At 61.6% G+C, this 16,995-nt stretch carries 13 protein-coding genes; 3 read left to right on the top strand and 10 right to left on the bottom strand.

Going from position 1 to position 16,995, the window contains the following annotated elements:
* Positions 1–63: 63 nt before the first annotated feature.
* The 7 genes from PCA10_RS13685 to PCA10_RS13655 all read right to left on the bottom strand — a co-directional run bounded on the left by PCA10_RS13685 (position 64) and on the right by PCA10_RS13655 (position 8,631).
* Entirely contained in the window at positions 64–672 is a 609-nt protein-coding gene (locus tag PCA10_RS13685) for an alpha-hydroxy-acid oxidizing protein (RefSeq protein WP_081663948.1), read from the bottom strand.
* Positions 673–819: 147 nt separating this feature from the next.
* The gene (locus PCA10_RS13680; protein ID WP_041770262.1) at positions 820–2,199 is read right to left on the bottom strand and encodes a DUF1329 domain-containing protein; all 1,380 of its coding nucleotides are present in this window, start codon (positions 2,197–2,199) and stop codon (positions 820–822) included.
* Positions 2,200–2,227: 28 nt separating this feature from the next.
* Positions 2,228–3,895: a DUF1302 domain-containing protein gene (locus PCA10_RS13675; protein WP_331711928.1), complete on the bottom strand. Its 1,668-nt coding sequence runs from the start codon at positions 3,893–3,895 to the stop codon at positions 2,228–2,230.
* A 78-nt stretch (positions 3,896–3,973) separates the two neighbouring features.
* A complete protein-coding gene (locus PCA10_RS13670) occupies positions 3,974–4,999 on the bottom strand; it encodes an aldo/keto reductase (RefSeq protein WP_016492685.1) in 1,026 nt (341 codons plus the stop codon).
* A gap of 92 nt (positions 5,000–5,091) precedes the next feature.
* Positions 5,092–5,880 (bottom strand): SDR family oxidoreductase, encoded by a 789-nt coding sequence (locus PCA10_RS13665; RefSeq protein WP_016492684.1) that lies wholly within the window; start codon positions 5,878–5,880, stop codon positions 5,092–5,094.
* 19 nt (positions 5,881–5,899) lie between these two features.
* The gene (locus tag PCA10_RS13660; RefSeq protein WP_016492683.1) at positions 5,900–7,294 is read right to left on the bottom strand and encodes an acyl-CoA reductase; all 1,395 of its coding nucleotides are present in this window, start codon (positions 7,292–7,294) and stop codon (positions 5,900–5,902) included.
* Positions 7,291–8,631, bottom strand: coding sequence for a hypothetical protein (locus PCA10_RS13655; RefSeq protein WP_016492682.1), 1,341 nt, complete (start codon positions 8,629–8,631; stop codon positions 7,291–7,293). The genes PCA10_RS13660 and PCA10_RS13655 overlap by 4 nt, the downstream gene beginning before the upstream one ends.
* Before the next feature lie 198 nt (positions 8,632–8,829).
* Here PCA10_RS13655 and PCA10_RS13650 point away from each other — a divergent pair, with 198 nt between their 5' ends.
* Positions 8,830–10,428 (top strand): MFS transporter, encoded by a 1,599-nt coding sequence (locus PCA10_RS13650; RefSeq protein ID WP_144276974.1) that lies wholly within the window; start codon positions 8,830–8,832, stop codon positions 10,426–10,428.
* 98 nt (positions 10,429–10,526) lie between these two features.
* The gene (locus PCA10_RS13645) at positions 10,527–11,438 is read left to right on the top strand and encodes a TauD/TfdA dioxygenase family protein (protein ID WP_016492680.1); all 912 of its coding nucleotides are present in this window, start codon (positions 10,527–10,529) and stop codon (positions 11,436–11,438) included.
* A 36-nt stretch (positions 11,439–11,474) separates the two neighbouring features.
* Here the strand turns inward: PCA10_RS13645 and PCA10_RS29230 are convergent, their stop codons facing one another.
* From PCA10_RS29230 to PCA10_RS13630, 3 genes are all read right to left on the bottom strand, one after another.
* Positions 11,475–12,299 carry a metalloregulator ArsR/SmtB family transcription factor gene (locus PCA10_RS29230; protein ID WP_016492679.1) on the bottom strand — a complete coding sequence of 275 codons (825 nt, stop codon included), beginning with the start codon at positions 12,297–12,299 and terminating at the stop codon, positions 11,475–11,477.
* A gap of 70 nt (positions 12,300–12,369) precedes the next feature.
* Positions 12,370–13,314 (bottom strand): electron transfer flavoprotein subunit alpha/FixB family protein, encoded by a 945-nt coding sequence (locus PCA10_RS13635; RefSeq protein WP_016492678.1) that lies wholly within the window; start codon positions 13,312–13,314, stop codon positions 12,370–12,372.
* Positions 13,314–14,063: an electron transfer flavoprotein subunit beta/FixA family protein gene (locus PCA10_RS13630; protein ID WP_016492677.1), complete on the bottom strand. Its 750-nt coding sequence runs from the start codon at positions 14,061–14,063 to the stop codon at positions 13,314–13,316. Before PCA10_RS13630 ends, PCA10_RS13635 begins: the two co-directional genes overlap by 1 nt.
* A 301-nt stretch (positions 14,064–14,364) precedes the next feature.
* Between PCA10_RS13630 and acnB the strand changes: the two genes are divergently transcribed.
* Complete coding sequence (gene acnB / locus PCA10_RS13625) at positions 14,365–16,977, top strand: bifunctional aconitate hydratase 2/2-methylisocitrate dehydratase (protein WP_016492676.1); 2,613 nt, start codon at positions 14,365–14,367, stop codon at positions 16,975–16,977.
* Positions 16,978–16,995 lie beyond the last annotated feature (18 nt).

Here is a 16,995-nt window from a genome sequence, read left to right as displayed (position 1 = left end):
GCACTAAGGAAACGCCCCGTTTGACGGGGCGTTTTCGTTTTAGAGCAGATCTTTCGCTTGTCGCTACCAGGTGCCTGCTACCAAGTTGTCGCGCCCTGCTTTGCGGATATCAGCAGTGCCACTCAGAGCCAATGTCGCATCGAGCTCCCGGCGAATGATGTCCAGGCATTTATCGACGCCAGCCTCACCTTCCGCGCCCAGACCGTAAAGATAACCACGTCCGATCATGACTCCCCGGGCGCCCAAGGCGCAGGCTTTGAAGACGTCCTGTCCGCTGCGCACACCTCCATCCATCCAGACTTCAGTGCGCGCTGCCACGGCATCCACAATGGACGGCAGAACGCTGATGGTACTCAGAGTGAAGGGTACGCCAAAACGCTCAGCCGCGCGGGCCGCAAGTATCTCACCGTCGGCTCTCTGCATGCCGGTGAGGCCGGCCGGTGCCAGGGCCACTGGCATGGTGACCTCCTCGCCCAACAGGCAGGTCTTCAGGTTACGCGCGCCGACATCGACGGCGACGCGCTGGCGTAGCTTGATACGCGAGAGGTCCGCCTCGTTGGCGCGGTAGGTCCCTTCGCTGTATGAGTCGGCGTCCACCAGGTCGTAGAACATTCGCGGTACGCGGCGGCTGGCAAGCCGCTGAAGGTCTTCGATGGTTGCAACTATGGTCAACGTACTGCCCTCGGATTCAACGCCGGGGCCGGCCGGCCGCGGCGCGGGAAAAGGGAAAGAGAAAAAGGGTGTGCCTGCCGGCTGGACTGCGCCGGCAGGATGGTCCGAGCCACCGATCTGATAAGGGCCCGGACCCACACCATCAACTCAGCGAATGCCGGTACCGGCCAGAGAGCCGGGGGAAAAGTAGGTGCTGGGGTAGCGTGCCACTCGATAGAAGCCGGATGACTTCTCCGCGCCCATGCGTGCGCCATGGGTGTATACGCGTTTGGTCAGGTCGTAGAGGACGTTGGGCGCCGTGCGGTACTGCGGCTTGTCATACTCCTGGAACCCTGGGTAGTAGGTAACTTTCTGGATAGCCCCGGTGTTGTCGAAAGCGTTGTAGATGGCCACCGACCAGCTGTCCTCGTCCAAGTAGAACATCTTGGTTTTCTGCACATGACGCTCACCCGGCTTGAGGTGGGCCTCCACGACCCAAACTCGGCGCAGTTCGAACCTCAGATAGTCAGGGTTCGCGTGGTTCGGGGTGTTCACCAACTCGCTGGAAGCTCCGTTGAATTTATAGGCGTTGGCCGGGATGTACATCTCCCGCTTGCCCTTCAGCACAAAGTCGAATTTATCCATCTTGCCGTCGAAGCCACTGATCTCGTCGAACAGCAGAACCCCGCCGGAGCTGGTGGAGACGGTGTCGTACTTGAACTCGGGCGAAAGCCGGACCCTTCGCTGCCCCGGCACATAGGACCAGGCCATCGGGTCACGGTGCTCCGTGTCGAGGAAGTTGTGCCTTAGCTGCTTGACCCCGGCGCTGGAAGCCGGCGCCACTGTGGTGGAAATCAGGGTCCAGTAGGGTTGCTCGTCCGGCACGGCCTGTCGCTCGTTGTCCCAATACGGTTTGCTCTGCTCGACCCGGTTGATGGAGGTAAGGGTGACGTTGCCGGCAGCGTCCACCAGCCAGGTTTCCTGGTCGCCCTTCACATAGGGCACATCCACCCGCACCGACTGGTTCCACATGGCCTCATAGCCGTTCTTGGGGATAGGGAAAGGAATCTGCGCGTGGGCATTGAGCAGTCCGGGGGCTCCGCCCACCAGTTTTGGGTTGCGCACATTCTTGATGGTGTTGTCATAGACCCATTGTGGGTAGCACGCGGTCCTGTGAGAGGGATAGACATCGACCCGGAAGCTCGCCGGGTAGCGCTGGAACAACTCCTTGGTCCCCTCATCCAGCTTGTCGGCGTACTGGGTCAGATTGTCACTGGTGATCTTCAGGATCGGTTGCTCGTTGGCGAAAGGATCCATCCAGGGGCCACCACCTGACTCACCCTTCTTCGGCTGATAGCCCGCCGGAGGCTTACAGAGACCGCCATCCCATGGAGGAATGCTTCCATCCCGATTACCCGCCATCTCTGCACCCAGTGGTGTGAGAGTGGTACCCAACTGGCTAATTTCCTGTTCCGTGGGTGTCGCGAATACCCGCATGGCAACTAGGAGGCCCAGGGTCGCCAGCGTCATGCACTCAAGCTTTTTCATTGTTGTTCTCCCGGATTGTCGCTGCGGATCAGAAGGTCGTCTTGTAGGTGAAAGACACCCGTCCATGGTCGTTCTGCACTGCCGCACCACTGGTGAAGTCAGTCGTCACGGTGCCGTCGGCGCGGGTGTCGTAACGGGCGTAGGAGTCGATGTAGCTGAGGGTGAAGGTATGGGCGCTGCGGTATACGCCACTGAGGCCCACCGTCCAGCTGTAGGAACCTTCATTGGTGCCACCTAGAGTCGGACTGTTGCCATCGATGCCCCAGGCCAGGTTGACCGGCATAGAGAGGTTCCAACCCGGCAGCACCTGCGGCCATTCAGGCGTGAAGCGCAGCTGCATGCCCCAGGCGTCGCGGGTGGCGCAGTGCCTGGTGTATGCCGAGGTGCAGCCATGGCCTTCGGCGTTGAACCGGTTCTGCGGGTCGTCGGTGATCTTGTCCAAACGGTTGTAGGTAACCTCTCCCTGGAAGGTGCCCCCCTCCCAGAGGGCAGTCCTAGGCAGCAGATAGACCGCATTAACCAGGGCGTGCCAAGAATTACCCCGAGCGCCTTCGGCAGTTTCGAAGCTGGGCTCCTCGCCCGCGGCAACGAGCACTGGGTATCCGGACCGGGACACCAGGGCGGTGTTCTTGCGATAGGACAACTCGGTAGCCACGCTCATCTGGGCGATGTTGCGGGACAGGCTAAGGCCCCAGAGTTCAGTATCCCGCGCGTAGGCCAGTCGTACTGCGCGCGGTGTACGACCTTCGATCTGGGTGAAGCTCCAGGGCAGCTTCTCGTTGAACTTGCGGTAGTACAGTCCCAGCGTGCCGCCCAGGGCCATGGGGCTCCAGCGTAGGTTCAATCCATACTCGCCGTGTTTGCTACCAGGCTCCAGGTCGTCGCCGTTGACCAGTGCCGGCGGTGAGGCAAGATCCGCGCGCGAGCCGTCAGAGTTGGCGTAGAAAGTGCCTCCCGGTACCAGGCGGAACGGCTTCCAGTCCAGCAGATACTGCATGCCCAGGGACAGCTCGTTGCTCAGGCTGAGGTCAGCCGACAACTGGTTTATCGGTAGGAACAGTTCCTTGGCCTCGGTGCCAGGGCTGGAGGCGGACTTGATGGTGTCCACCGGCCCTTGGGAATAGGCGATGCTGTTGCCCAGGGTGAATAGAGACTCACCCCAGTAGACGTTGTGCTTGCCAGCCTTGGCACCCACGCCCACATCTCCAAGCTGGAAGTTGGAGAAGACGAAGGCGTCCAGCAGCTCGCCGGAGGGGCCGGCCATGTATCGGGTGGCGTAACTGTTGTAGTGATCGTTGAAATAGTTGCCGCTGTTCACCAACTGCGGATTTGGCTTCGCCTTGCCCTGGTAGACCTGGTCGTACCAGCCGGCAGCGCTCAATCGGAAACCGTGGCTGCCCTGGTACACCGCGTCCAGTTCGCTGAGCAGGTCGAAGCGATTGGTCACCAGATCACCGCGGTCAAACTTGTTTTCCGTGTCGTCGAAGGCCGGCGAGCGCAGGAAGTCCTTGTTCTGGCGCTCCATGCGCCAGGCGGCGTTGTAACGGATGGTGTTGTCGAAGCGGACTTCCCAGTCGTCGCTCTCCAGATCGAGCAACATTGCCCCGGCATCCTGCGAAATGGCTGGTGTGAGTAGCCAGAGAGAGGTCAGTAGACGGGTAACAGTCGATACGGCTCTTGTATTTATTGTCGCCATGAAACCTTACTCCAGAGGTCTTTCCTGAGGGTGAGCGGAAGCCTCCAGGACAATCCTGGAAGCCTTCATCCGCGGGAGTCAGTTTGAGTCGGTCAGCCGTTTGTAACCGGCAGCGATCAGTTCCTGGTATTTGGCCAGATAGTCATGGGGATACTGCGCGGGTGGCGCTCCCAACTCGGCGAGGGTCGCTAGGTGCCCTCGCTCCAGCTGGAAGTCCAGGCAACCGAGGTTGTCCTCTAGTTGCGCGAAGGTCCGCACGCCCAGCAACGGGATCACGCCCGGCTGCGCACGCAGCCAATTAAGCGCCACCTGCGAAGGGCTGCGGCCGATCGCGTGAGCCACCTGGCTTACCGCCTCGGCAATGGCCAGACTGCGCTCGTCCAGGGTCTTGAGCCCGGCCACGTCTAGACGCTTGGCCTGACCAGCGTCCTTACCGGAGCTGTACTTGCCGCTGAGGATGCCGCTCGCCAGCGGCGACCAGGCGGCCAGGCTCAGCCCGAAGTGCCGGCACATGGGTAGCAGATCATGCTCCACACTTCGCTCCAGCAGGTTGAATTCCGCCTGCAGCGCGGCAAAAGGAGTCCACCCCTGAAGCCGCGCCTGAGTATTTGCGCTGGCCACCACCCACGCCGGCGCGTTGGAGATACCGGTGTAAAGCACCTTTCCCTGGCGTACCAGGTCGTCAAGCGCGCGAAGTGTTTCCTCCATTGGAGTGTTGCTGTCCCAGGCGTGTACCCAGAGCAGGTCAATGTAATCGGTGCCGAGCCGCTGCAGACTCGCCTCTACCGAGCGCCGCAGGCTTTTGCGGTGGTTACCGCCCGCATTGGGGTTGCCGCCACCGGGATAGGCCAGGGAGTACTTGGTGGCCAGAACCATCTCCTCGCGGTAGCCCTCGACCAGGCGCCCCACGACCTCTTCGGAGCGGCCTCCGGCATAGACTTCATTGGCGGTGTCGATGAAGTTGCCGCCGCACTCACGGAAGCGCGCGAGTATCCGGGCCGCTTCGCCCTCCTCTGCCCCCCAACCCTGGGTGCCAAAGGTCATGGTGCCGAGGCAGAGCTCCGAAACGCGCAGCCCTGTATTACCGAGTAACTTGTAACGCATGATCAGCCCCTATAACTGACTATATGTCATTTTAATGGGCATGCTAACACCGCTTCGCCGAGCTGGCGTTGGCGAGTTGGCCTGCCTTCGATTCAGTAATGCGCCAGCAATCCTCCATCCACCGCCAGCACTTGGCCGGTGACGAAGGAGGCCGCCGGAGATGCAAGGAATACGGCCGCGCCCGCAATTTCCTCGGGTCGCCCCCAGCGGCCCAGGGAGCTGCGCCGGGCAATCCAAGCCTGGCTCTCCGGGCTGCTCGCCAACCCCTGGTTGGTCTCAGTGGCAAAAGGCCCGGGCGCTATGGCATTAACCGTGACTCCATGGCCCCCGAGTTCTGCTGCAAGCGCACGGGTCAAGGCAACCAGACCGCCCTTGGCCGCGATGTAGGCTGCATCTTTTGTCGAAGCGAGGAAGGCGGAGACCGAGGCCAGGTTGATGATCCTGCCACCGCCCTGCTCCATCATCGGTGCCGCCACCAACCTGCTCAGGCCGAAGGCCGCCACCAGGTGGTTTTCGAGCATGGCGCGCAGCGTCTGGCTATCCAACTCGAACAAGGAGCGGCGATCACGCCGGCCGACATTGTTTACCAAGATGTCCAGCCGCCCTTGCTCACAGAGAATGAGCCGCACGGCCGCAGCCGCCGCTGTCTCGTCTTCCACGTCGAAGGGCAAGGCCCAAGCCTGCAGCCCGCTTTCGACCAGCCGTGCGCAGGACTCTTCCAGTTGCTTCGAATCACGGCCATTGAGCCAGACCCGTGCCCCGGCCTGGGCCAGCCCCTTCGCCATTTCGAAGCCCAACCCCCGACCGGCGCCCGTAACCAACGCCACTTGGCCAGCCAGGGATAGGCCGGGGAATCCGCACTGCATCTGTTCGCTGCTCATCCACCCCTCCCCCTTCGACTCAGCCTTCATCGTTGATCCAGCGCACCAGCCTCGCGAGCGGCAGGAAGCCGTCGTGGGCCAGTCCGCCCTCCATGCCGCCGGAAGCACCGATGCAGGTAACACGTTGGGCACCGGCCGAAGCCAGCAGATCACGCAGTTCAATCTTGCGTTCATCGGGGAAAAGGCTGACGGTTTGAGTCGCGACGTTGACGAAGCGCAGTGCATCTCGCAGATCCTTGACCGGCACCACATTGACCACGCGGAACTCAGGGTGGAAATCCACCGGTTCCTCCGAACGGACCACCAGACCAGAACCGCTGTAGTCGCCCCATATCCGGTAGTAGTCCGGCATCACCCGCAGGCCGTCGATCTCTTCACGAAGATGACCAGGTACCGGGCGCCCCTCCGCGGAAGCCAGCTGACGTTCCGTGCCCATGCGCTGTTGCAGCAGTTCGGCGAAGCGATCAGCTTGCTCCTGGGTGCCCTCCACGAACTGGTATCGACTGGAGGCGCAGGCCAGTTGCTCAACCAGGGTGGCATCGGCGGCGGCCTTGTCCGCTACTTCGGCGAGCAATTCGTCGGAAGCAAAGGCTTCTCGCCCGATCATGGAAATGGATGTTTTCGGATCGAAGGACACCAGTTCGAAGCCCGGGCAGATGTAGTTCTTCGCGCTTCGCAAGGTGGCGTCGCCGCCCCAAGCCGCCAGCTTGTCGAAGAACTGCGGCCGCATCAGCAGGCTTTCCACCTTATCGTCGCCCCCGCGCCAGTATGCCGCCGAGAAAGAGCGCGCCAGGGCATGACCCGGCGCTACCGCGGAGAGGCCGCGCAAGATGGCGGGAGCCGTGAACAGGTCGTTGGACGGCAGTTTGATCAGGTTGACCGCCTTGGTCACCGCGCCCCTAGCGATGGATACGGCCGCGACCCCAGGTGCATTGCCAGCGATGATGTGGAGGATGCGCGCGGGAAAGGCACGCATTGCTGCGGAGCGGCCACTGAGCAGATTGGTGACCGGCTTCCAACCGTCCACGGCTGTCTTGCCGCCCAGTTCGTTGTCGATCTGCACCATGAGCCGCTCGCGGTCGAAGATTCGCGGCATCATCTCGTAAGAGCGCTGCATGACTCTTGGGTGCATGGGGTTGTTACGGATGGCATTTTCCAGAGCCTGCCTGACCAGGCCTTCCGGATCGCGCTCCAGCCAACGGCCAAGCTCGCCAAGAATGTCGAGAATCTCATCCAGCGGAGTATCGAAGGCCGGGCCTGGCGCCTGGCGGCTCCAGACCAGATCGTCCAGCTTCAGCGCTGGCGTGGTGAAGCGTGCATGAGCTGGGCCGTACTCGAGCTCAGCCCCCTCCACCACCTCGCCCTTGACGATGTGGCAGACGCGGGAAATCTGGGTTTGGTTCACTGCATTCATGCGATGGCACCCCGGATGTAAGCGTCTATGGTCCCGGCACAGCCGATGTTGTCTTCCTGACCAAGCTGGGTGTACCGGGTGATGGAGTCGTGGATGACCGGCCCGTGGCGGCCACATTCGCACTTCGAAGCAAAATCCACGGTGACCTTGTCACCCGTGATCAATCCGCCCCAGCGCCCCTCGTAGGCAAGGTCGAGGAAAGCGAAGCGACCGCTCTGCAGGCCAACGGGATCGAGCAGCTTCTCGCCGCTGTCGTCCAGCAGCAGAACGATCAGACCCGGTGGAATGTGGTAGTGCCCTCTCTCGCAGCGCGGCATTGGCTGCGACAGCTCGGTCATGGCATACAGACCGGGGCGCAGCACATTGCCGTAGAAGGTGTTGACACGCTCCTTGTAGTCCGGCGGAAGCGGTATACCCTTCACCCCGCCACCAGCGCCGATAATGCTGTTGGGATGAAAGTCGCCATCGGCGATGCCGCGCTCGCGGGCGCGCTCGATGATTGCCAGGTGCTGGGCCCAGAAACCAATCAGGTAGATTGGCTCATGGCGATGATCGAGCACCTGGTCCGCAAAGGTGCGCATCTCCTCGTTTCCTCGAGCGCCCTTGACTGCGGATTCGGTCTCGAATGCGGCGATTTCCTCTGGAGTCGCCGAGCCGTCGGCCATCCGCTTGCGCATCGCGGCCATGCGGCTCACTTCAGAAATGCGCAACGGCTCTTGGGTCAGGGTGAAGATAGCGCCCTCCCGCCCCCAGTTCGCCATGGCGAACTGGCCAGCTTCCACCGCACTGTTAGGGCCTTTGACCTGGCCCATCCAGAACACCGGCCGGTCCTTGCTGGCCGCCTGTACCGGCCAGGCGGCAGCGTATTTGAAGTGACGACGCTTGTTGTCCTGATCACCGGCGGTATGGTTGAGGAACGAGCACTTGCCGCTCGAACCACTTGTGGCCAGGACCCGGTGATCGGCTGCCCAGAGCCGGTCCAGCCACTCGTCGACGTTACTGACTCCGCTCATGTCGACCCCGGACAGGTCCGGTACCGATAGCGCATCGAGCCACTTGAGCAGCCGCTCCCACTGACCTTTCTCGACGAAGGACGCCGGATAGGACTTGTAGGTAGTGTGGGCGAACAGCAGCGGCACCAAGTCTTCGTACCTTTCGATTCGACTGATGCCGGCCTCCTCGGCGCGGTGTTTAAGCAGGGGAATCTGTTGCACGCGCTCTTCGAACAGCTCCTGGGCGGCGGCCAAGCGCAGGGGGCCAAGTTCGCTCTCGCATATATTGAACGCCTCATCCGGCTTGTCGATCAGGTCCAGCAGAAATTTACGCTTTGGTGACATGTTGCTTTGCTCCGGCACTTAATTAACGCAGTTAAGTAACTCATCGAGTGACCTCACGTTATTCGCTAATAGAAAGCGCACTCAAGCAAAATCAAATAAGTACAAACTTATATGAATCACGAGCAAGCACAGAAGAATCGCTTTAGTCTCCGAAACCACAACAATAAGTTCCGCTATCGATGAATCCGGAGAGTTCGAATGACAGTATTACAACAAGAACACATGTCCCCACGTATTGCCTGGCGCATCTACGCGGTACTGTTGTTCAGTACCTTCGTCACCATCGAAGCGATGACTTTCCAGGCCCCGGCGCTGCCTAGCATCGTCCGACACTACGGCGTTTCGATGAATTCATCGGCGTTGATCATTCTGGTGTTCTTCGTCGCATCCACCACCTGCTCGCCGATCATGGGGCGCCTGGCCGACGCCATTGGCCGCAAGAAGATGCTGATGATCGGCCTTGTGGTGTTCTCCGCTTCCGAATTCGCCGCGGCAGTCTCACCCACCTTCGAGCTCCTCCTGGCTGCGCGGCTGCTACAGGGGGTGGGCGTGGCCTGCATCATTCCCGTAGTGCTGGCCTATATCGGCTTTCTCTTTCCCGATGAGCGGCGCGGCATGGCGCTTGGTATTTTCACCGCTGCCATGAGCCTTGGCGCCACCACCGGCGCCCTGCTCGGCGGCCTGCTGGTGGACGCTTTCGGTTGGCAGATCATCTATTGGCTAAGCGGCCTGCTGGGCGTCGTCGGCCTGCTGCTAATTGCCGCCCTGGTGCCGGAAACCACCGTACTCGGCCAGCGCCGTGGCTACGATCTGGGCGGCTCGCTGTTGCTTTTCCTGGCTCTCGGCGGCCTGCTGTCAATCCCCACCGCCGCCAGTAAGCTCGGCCCGACCTCGCCCTACACTCTCGCAGCTCTCGTCATTGGCGTGGTCGCCGCGCTGTTGCTGTGGAAGCTGGAACAACGCGTGGCCGACCCAGTGATCGACATTGGCATCCTGCGCAACCCCGCCTTCACCCTGCCCGCCGGACTTTACCTGCTGAGTGTCATGTGCCTGGCCGGCCTCACCTATTCGCTGGCCTTCTTCATCAGCGAGCGCCCGGGTGGTAGCGCCTCCCAGGTGGGCTTCATCAACATGTGCGTGTACGGCTGCTCGATGATCTCCGCCCCAATAGCCGGGCGCCTGGCCGACAAGTACGACTGCCGACGCATCGTGGTGGTGTCTATGTTCGCCATCCTGCTGGGCATGCTGACGATAAGCACTATCCGACTGAGTACGCCGCTGTGGATGATCGCCGGCATTGTCGTACTGATCGGTTTCGCCAACGGCATGAAGACACCGGCGCTGATGAAACTGATGATGAGCGCAGTGCCACGCGCCAAGCTGGCCGCGGGCAGCGGTTTGTTCACCATGATGAAGGACTTCGGCTCGCCCGCCGGCGCCACCTTCGGCCTCGGCGTGTTTGGCAGCGCGGTGACCCTGATCGCCCAGCAGTCGATCCAGGAGCGCGCCAGCCAGATTGGCGCCAGCCCCGAGTTGCTTGGCCAATTGGCGCGTATTGATCAGACCACGCCGAGCCCGGAACTTAGCGCTCAACTGCAGAAACTTGGCGTCGATGCCAGTGAACTGCTTCTAGCCGGCAGGTTGGACGGACTGGCCTCGGCCATCCCTTGGGTAACCGGCTCGCTGGTCGCAGTGCTGGTACTGATGCTGCTACTCAGTTTGCGCCTGCAGCGTCGTCCAGTGCAGGCGAACAACACCCCTCATCAACCCGCGAATGTGCCCGAAGCGCTTCGATGAAGGCTGCATGACGAAGAACTAAAGATTTATTTCAAGAACATCTCAAACTCCAACGAAATGCTCCAAATATAAACATTTCAAACCAAGAGATAATAACGATGAAAATATCCAGCCTGGCCGGCGGTATTGGAGTGCAATGCAGTGAACTCGACCTGACTCACCCCATTCCGACGCACGTCGCGCAACAACTTCAAAAAGCCTGGATCGACTCCGGCATAGTTGTTTTCAAGAGCATGGGCAAAAGTCCGGAGCAGCAACTCAGCCTCAGTCGCTGCTTCGGTGAACTGGACGTGCACCCAGTCAAGAATCTGGTGACCGAAAGCCAATATCCGGAGCTGATGGTGCTCGATAGCGACGCCCAAGCCAGGCTCAGTGTGTACTACCGTGAATCGGCGCCGGACAGGCCCTTCGTCGGCTTCATCCCCTGGCATTCCGACCTGATATTCACCAACCGCCCCAACCACGGCGCCATGCTGCGTGCCGTGGAAACTCCACAGCATGGAGGAGAAACTGCCTGGATCGATACCATCGCCGCCTACTCAGCACTGCCGGAGGCGATGAAACAGCGCATCGAGCACCTGGAAGTGGAATACCGCTTCTGCACATCGCTGCTCGATGCGCCCTACGGACGAGACTCGCAGCTGCGCATGCAGGTCAAGGGCGACAGAAACTTCCCCGCCTTCCCACCAGTGGCTCACCCTCTGGTATGGCGTCACCCAGTTAGTGGTCGCAAGGTACTGAACCTAAGCCCACTGCACCTGCAAAGGGTGGTCGACATGGACACCTCGGAAAGTCACGCTCTGCTCGAAGAACTAGTCGCCCACGTTACCAGCCGGACCTTCTGCTACGTACACCGCTGGGAGCCGGACGATATGGTGCTGTGGGACAACTGGCGTACCTTGCACTCTGCGCTTGGTTATCCCTTGGGTGACCGGCGCCTGGTACACCGCACCACTATTGGCGGCGACACGCAGATGGGCCGAGCGCTGGAAACCGATCAAGTCGCCTGACGCGTAGGGCACCCCTCGACGGGGGGGTGCCCCACCTCACCCCTGGATATCACCCAGATCGCGCATTAGCGAGCGCAGCATCCTGGCAAGACGCAGTTGGTCGTCTCCCGCCATCTTGTACACCGGCGCATGTTCGTGCTGGCGCTGCGAGTTCATGATCTTGTGCAGCACCTCGCGCCCTTTTTCAGTGATGCGAATCAGGTTAGAACGAGCGTCATTCTCGTCCGGCCTGCGGCTAATAAGGCCGCGCTTCTCAGTCTGGTCGAGGTAGCGTGCGGTGGCCGGTAGCGACATGAAACTGACCTTTGACAGCTCAGTAAGGGTGCTCTCATGAGGCGGCTCGATGCGGTCCAGGGTGGCCAGTAGCAGCACCTGCACGACGTTAAGGTGGTGGCGTGAGGCAGTCAGCTCAGACAGCCGCTCCAGATGCCGAGCTACCAAGCGTAAGCGCACAATCAGTCCGACGCTCAGCGGATCGTGCTCCGGCCATAGCCGCGCCCACTGTTGCATGGCGCGATCCACTGAATCGAATTCTCCTGGCGTGGCGCCTTGCGGTTCGCCATCCTCCAGCAGGTAGTCGCGCAACTGGCCGAACTGCAAGGAAAGAGCCTCCAGTGCCTGGGGATTGGCCGAATACAATCGATATCGGCCCTGGCGCTGGTCGAGAATAAGGTTGGCTTCCTTGAGTACCTTCAGATGCTGAGAGATGGCTGGCTGGGAGATCGGCATTTCCGCCGCAAGCACCTTGACGGCTGCAGGGTGCTCCATCAGGCGGGTGAAAATCGCGCGGCGGGTCGGGTCAGCCAGCGGGCTGAACTGCCCCCAGTTGAGCGCCGCCAGCTCTTCATTGACTCGTGCCATGAGGCATCACCTGTTTTGCGAAGCCAAGCTCGCCGGCAGACAGCTCTTCGACCGCCTGCCGGCGCTCGCCTCAGACCACGCCTTCTAGCTCCGGCACCGCCTCGAACAGATCAGCCACCAGGCCGTAGTCAGCCACCTGGAAAATCGGGGCTTCTTCGTCCTTGTTGATCGCGACGATGACCTTGGAGTCCTTCATACCGGCCAGGTGCTGGATGGCACCAGAGATGCCCACGGCGATGTACAGCTGCGGGGCAACGATCTTGCCGGTCTGACCGACCTGCATGTCATTCGGTACGAAACCGGCGTCGACGGCGGCACGGGAAGCGCCGACACCTGCGCCGAGCTTGTCGGCCAGGCTATAGAGCAGCTTGAAGTTGTCGCCGTTCTGCATGCCGCGGCCGCCGGAAACGACGATCTTGGCAGCGGTCAGTTCCGGGCGATCGGACTTGGCCAGTTCTTCACCCACGAAGGCGGACTTGCCTGCGTCAGCCGAGCCGCTCACGGCTTCAACGGCAGCGGAGCCGCCTTCGGCAGCAACCGAGTCGAAACCGGTGGAACGCACGGTGATCACTTTCACGGAAGCCGAGGACTGCACGGTAGCGATGGCGTTACCGGCATAGATCGGACGCTTGAAGGTGTCGGCGCTTTCAACGGCGATGATCTCGGAGATCTGATCGACATCCAGCAAGGCGGCAACGCGCGGCAGGATGTTCTTGCCGTTGCTGGTGGCAGCAGCCAGGATGTGGCTGTAGCCCTTGTCCCCCTGCTCTTTTACAAGCAGCGCGATCAGCGGAGCGACGTTTTCCGGCAGCTGGTGAGCGTAAGCGGCGTTGTCGGCAACCAGGACCTTGGCTACGCCAGCGATCTTGGCAGCGGCTTCGGCAGCGGCAGCGGCGTTGGCGCCGGCAACCAGCACGTGGATATCACCACCGATCTTGGCGGCAGCAGCCACGGTGTTCAGGGTGGCGGCAGCCAGCGCGGCGTTGGTGTGTTCAGCGATAACCAGGATAGCCATCAGATTACCTTCGCCTCGTTCTTCAGTTTTTCGACCAGTTCAGCCACGGACTTGACCTTGATACCAGCCTGGCGGGCGGCCGGTGCTTCGACTTTCAGGGTCTTGACGGTGGAAGCGGTGGAAACACCCAGGGCGTCCGGGGTAACTACGTCCAGCGGCTTCTTCTTGGCTTTCATGATGTTCGGCAGCGACGCGTAGCGCGGCTCGTTCAGGCGCAGGTCGGTGGTGACGATCGCCGGCAGATTCAGCGCGACGGTCTGCAGACCGCCGTCGATCTCGCGGGTGACGTTGACCTTGTCGCCAGCAACCTCGACCTTGGAGGCGAAGGTGCCTTGGGCGTAGCCGGTCAGGGCGCCCAGCATCTGGCCGGTCTGGTTGTTGTCGCTATCGATGGCCTGCTTGCCGAGGATGACCAGTTGCGGCTGCTCCTTGTCGACCACAGCCTTCAGCAGCTTGGCTACGGCCAGGGAGTTCAGCTCCTCAAAGGACTCGACCAGGATGGCGCGATCAGCGCCCAGGGCCAGGGCAGTGCGCAGCTGCTCCTGAGCACCGCTGGTTCCCACGGTCACCACCACCACTTCCGTGGCGATGCCTTGTTCCTTAAGGCGCACGGCCTCTTCCACGGCAATCTCGCAGAAGGGGTTCAGGGCCATTTTCACGTTGGCGAGATCGACGCCGGATTGGTCCGCCTTGACGCGGACCTTGACGTTGAAATCGACCACGCGTTTTACCGCGACCAGTACTTTCATGTGATTTCTCTCAAATGACGGTGGCGTATCGCCGCTGGCCGAAGGCCAGGCACACAGCGGCGCACGAAGGCGCCAGCGGCCTAACTTTTGTGTTCCGGCAAGGAAATGTCAACATGTCAGTTGTTGAATAACTGAAATATTGTTATTTTTCTCTTGCTTGCCGACGACCTGCTGAAACCCATCTGCGGTGGGCGTCGCACACCTTTCGTAGGTGCAGGTTCCCATGGCGGCCCGCTGAGTCGTCATCCTCGATGGCCGTCCCTGCCCTACTTTTTATTTGTGTCCTACGGGAGAGATCGCAGTGCTTGAAGCCTATGTCCAACACGTGAAGGAACGTGCCGAGGAAGGGCTGCCGCCCCTTGCACTTGATGCCGCGCAAACCGCAGAGCTGGTGGAACTGTTGAAAAATCCGCCAGCCTTCGAGGAAGCCTTTCTCTTTGACTTGATCGCCAACCGCGTGCCCCCGGGCGTCGACGAGGCCGCCTATATAAAGGCAAGCTTTCTTTCCGCCATAGCCCGCGGCGAATCCAGCTCTCCTATCATCGGTAAACAACGAGCCGTAGAACTGCTGGGCACCATGCAGGGCGGCTACAACATCGCCACCTTGGTCGAGCTGCTGGACGATGCCGCACTGGCCACCGTCGCCGCTGAGCAACTGAAGCACACCCTGCTGATGTTCGACTCCTTCCACGACGTCGCCGAGCGCGCCAAGAAGGGCAACGCTTGCGCCCAGGCCGTGCTGAAGTCCTGGGCCGAAGGCGAGTGGTTCCAGGCCAAGCCGGCCGTCGCCGAGAAAGTCACCCTGACCGTATTCAAGGTCCCCGGCGAAACCAACACCGACGACCTGTCCCCCGCTCCGGACGCCTGGTCGCGCCCGGATATCCCGCTGCACGCCCTGGCCATGCTGAAAATGGCCCGTGACGGCATCGAGCCGGAACAACCCGGTTCCATCGGCCCGCTGAAGCAGATCGAAGCCGTCAAGGCCAAGGGCTTCCCGGTTGCCTACGTCGGTGACGTGGTCGGTACCGGTTCCTCCCGCAAGTCCGCCACCAACTCCGTGCTGTGGTTCTTCGGCGACGACATCCCCTTCGTGCCGAACAAGCGCGCCGGTGGTTTCTGCTTCGGCAATAAGATCGCGCCGATCTTCTATAACACCATGGAAGACGCCGGCGCCCTGCCCATCGAGTTCGATGTCGCCAACCTGGAAATGGGCGATCTGATAGACGTCTATCCCTATGCCGGGAAAGTCTGCAAATACGGCACTGAGGAGCTGCTGGCCAGTTTCGAGCTGAAATCCCCGGTGCTGCTCGACGAGGTCCGCGCCGGCGGTCGTATCCCGCTGATCATCGGCCGTGGCCTGACCGAGAAAGCCCGTGCTGAACTGGGCCTGGGTTCTACCGACCTGTTCAAGATGCCGGAATCCCCGGTCGACAGCGGCAAGGGCTTCACCCTGGCGCAGAAGATGGTCGGCCGTGCCTGCGGTCTGCCGGAAGGCCAGGGCGTACGTCCGGGCACCTACTGCGAGCCGAAGATGACCACCGTCGGTTCCCAGGACACCACTGGCCCGATGACCCGCGACGAGCTGAAAGACCTCGCCTGCCTCGGCTTCTCGGCCGACCTGGTGATGCAGTCCTTCTGCCACACCGCCGCCTACCCCAAGCCGGTGGACGTGCGCACCCACCACAGCCTGCCGGACTTCATGCGTAATCGCGGCGGCGTCTCGCTCAAGGTAGGCGACGGCATCATCCACAGCTGGCTGAACCGCATGCTGCTGCCTGACACCGTCGGCACCGGTGGCGACTCCCACACCCGCTTCCCGATCGGCATTTCCTTCCCGGCCGGTTCCGGCCTGGTAGCCTTCGCCGCCGCCACCGGCGTCATGCCGCTGGACATGCCGGAATCCGTTCTGGTGCGCTTCAAGGGCAAGATGCAGCCCGGTATCACCCTGCGTGACCTGGTGCATGCCATCCCCTACTACGCCATCCAGGCTGGCCTGCTGACCGTCGAGAAGAAGGGCAAGAAGAACATCTTCTCCGGCCGCATCCTCGAGATCGAAGGTCTGAACGACCTGACCGTCGAGCAAGCCTTCGAGCTGTCCGACGCCTCGGCCGAGCGTTCCGCCGCTGGCTGCACCATCAAGCTGCCGGAGTCGGCCATCGCCGAATACCTGCAGTCCAACATCACCCTGCTGCGCTGGATGATCGGTGAAGGCTACGGCGACGCCCGTACCCTGGAGCGCCGCGCCCAGGCGATGGAAGCCTGGCTGGCCAAGCCGGAGCTGCTGCAAGGTGATGCCGACGCCGAATACGCCGCCGTCATCGAAATCGACCTGGCCGACGTGAAAGAGCCCGTGCTCTGCGCGCCGAACGACCCGGACGATGCCCGCCTGCTGTCCACCGTGGCCGGCGACAAGATCGACGAAGTGTTCATCGGCTCCTGCATGACCAACATTGGTCACTTCCGCGCCGCCGGCAAGCTGCTGGACAAGGTCAAGGGCGGTATCCCGACCCGTCTGTGGCTGGCTCCGCCGACCAAGATGGACCAGCACCAGCTGACCGAAGAAGGCTACTACGGCATCTACGGCAAGGCCGGCGCTCGCATGGAAATGCCGGGCTGCTCCCTGTGCATGGGTAACCAGGCCCGCGTACAAACCGGCGCCACCGTGGTCTCCACCTCCACCCGTAACTTCCCGAACCGCCTGGGCGACGCCACCAACGTCTACCTGGCCTCCGCCGAACTGGCGGCCGTTGCCTCCATCATGGGCAAACTGCCGACCGTCGAGGAGTACATGGAATACGCGAAGAACATCGACAGCATGGCTGCCGATATCTACCGCTACCTATCCTTCGACCAGATAGCCGAGTACAAGGAGGCCGCGGCAAACCGCCGGATCCCTGCCGTCGAGATGGTTTGATTGCTCCACTGGGCTCCC

This window comes from Pseudomonas resinovorans NBRC 106553 (genome assembly GCF_000412695.1).
GTDB lineage: Bacteria > Pseudomonadota > Gammaproteobacteria > Pseudomonadales > Pseudomonadaceae > Metapseudomonas > Metapseudomonas resinovorans_A.
Note: the sequence above shows the minus strand (reverse complement) of the source record. Positions and strands in the feature narration are given on the sequence as shown.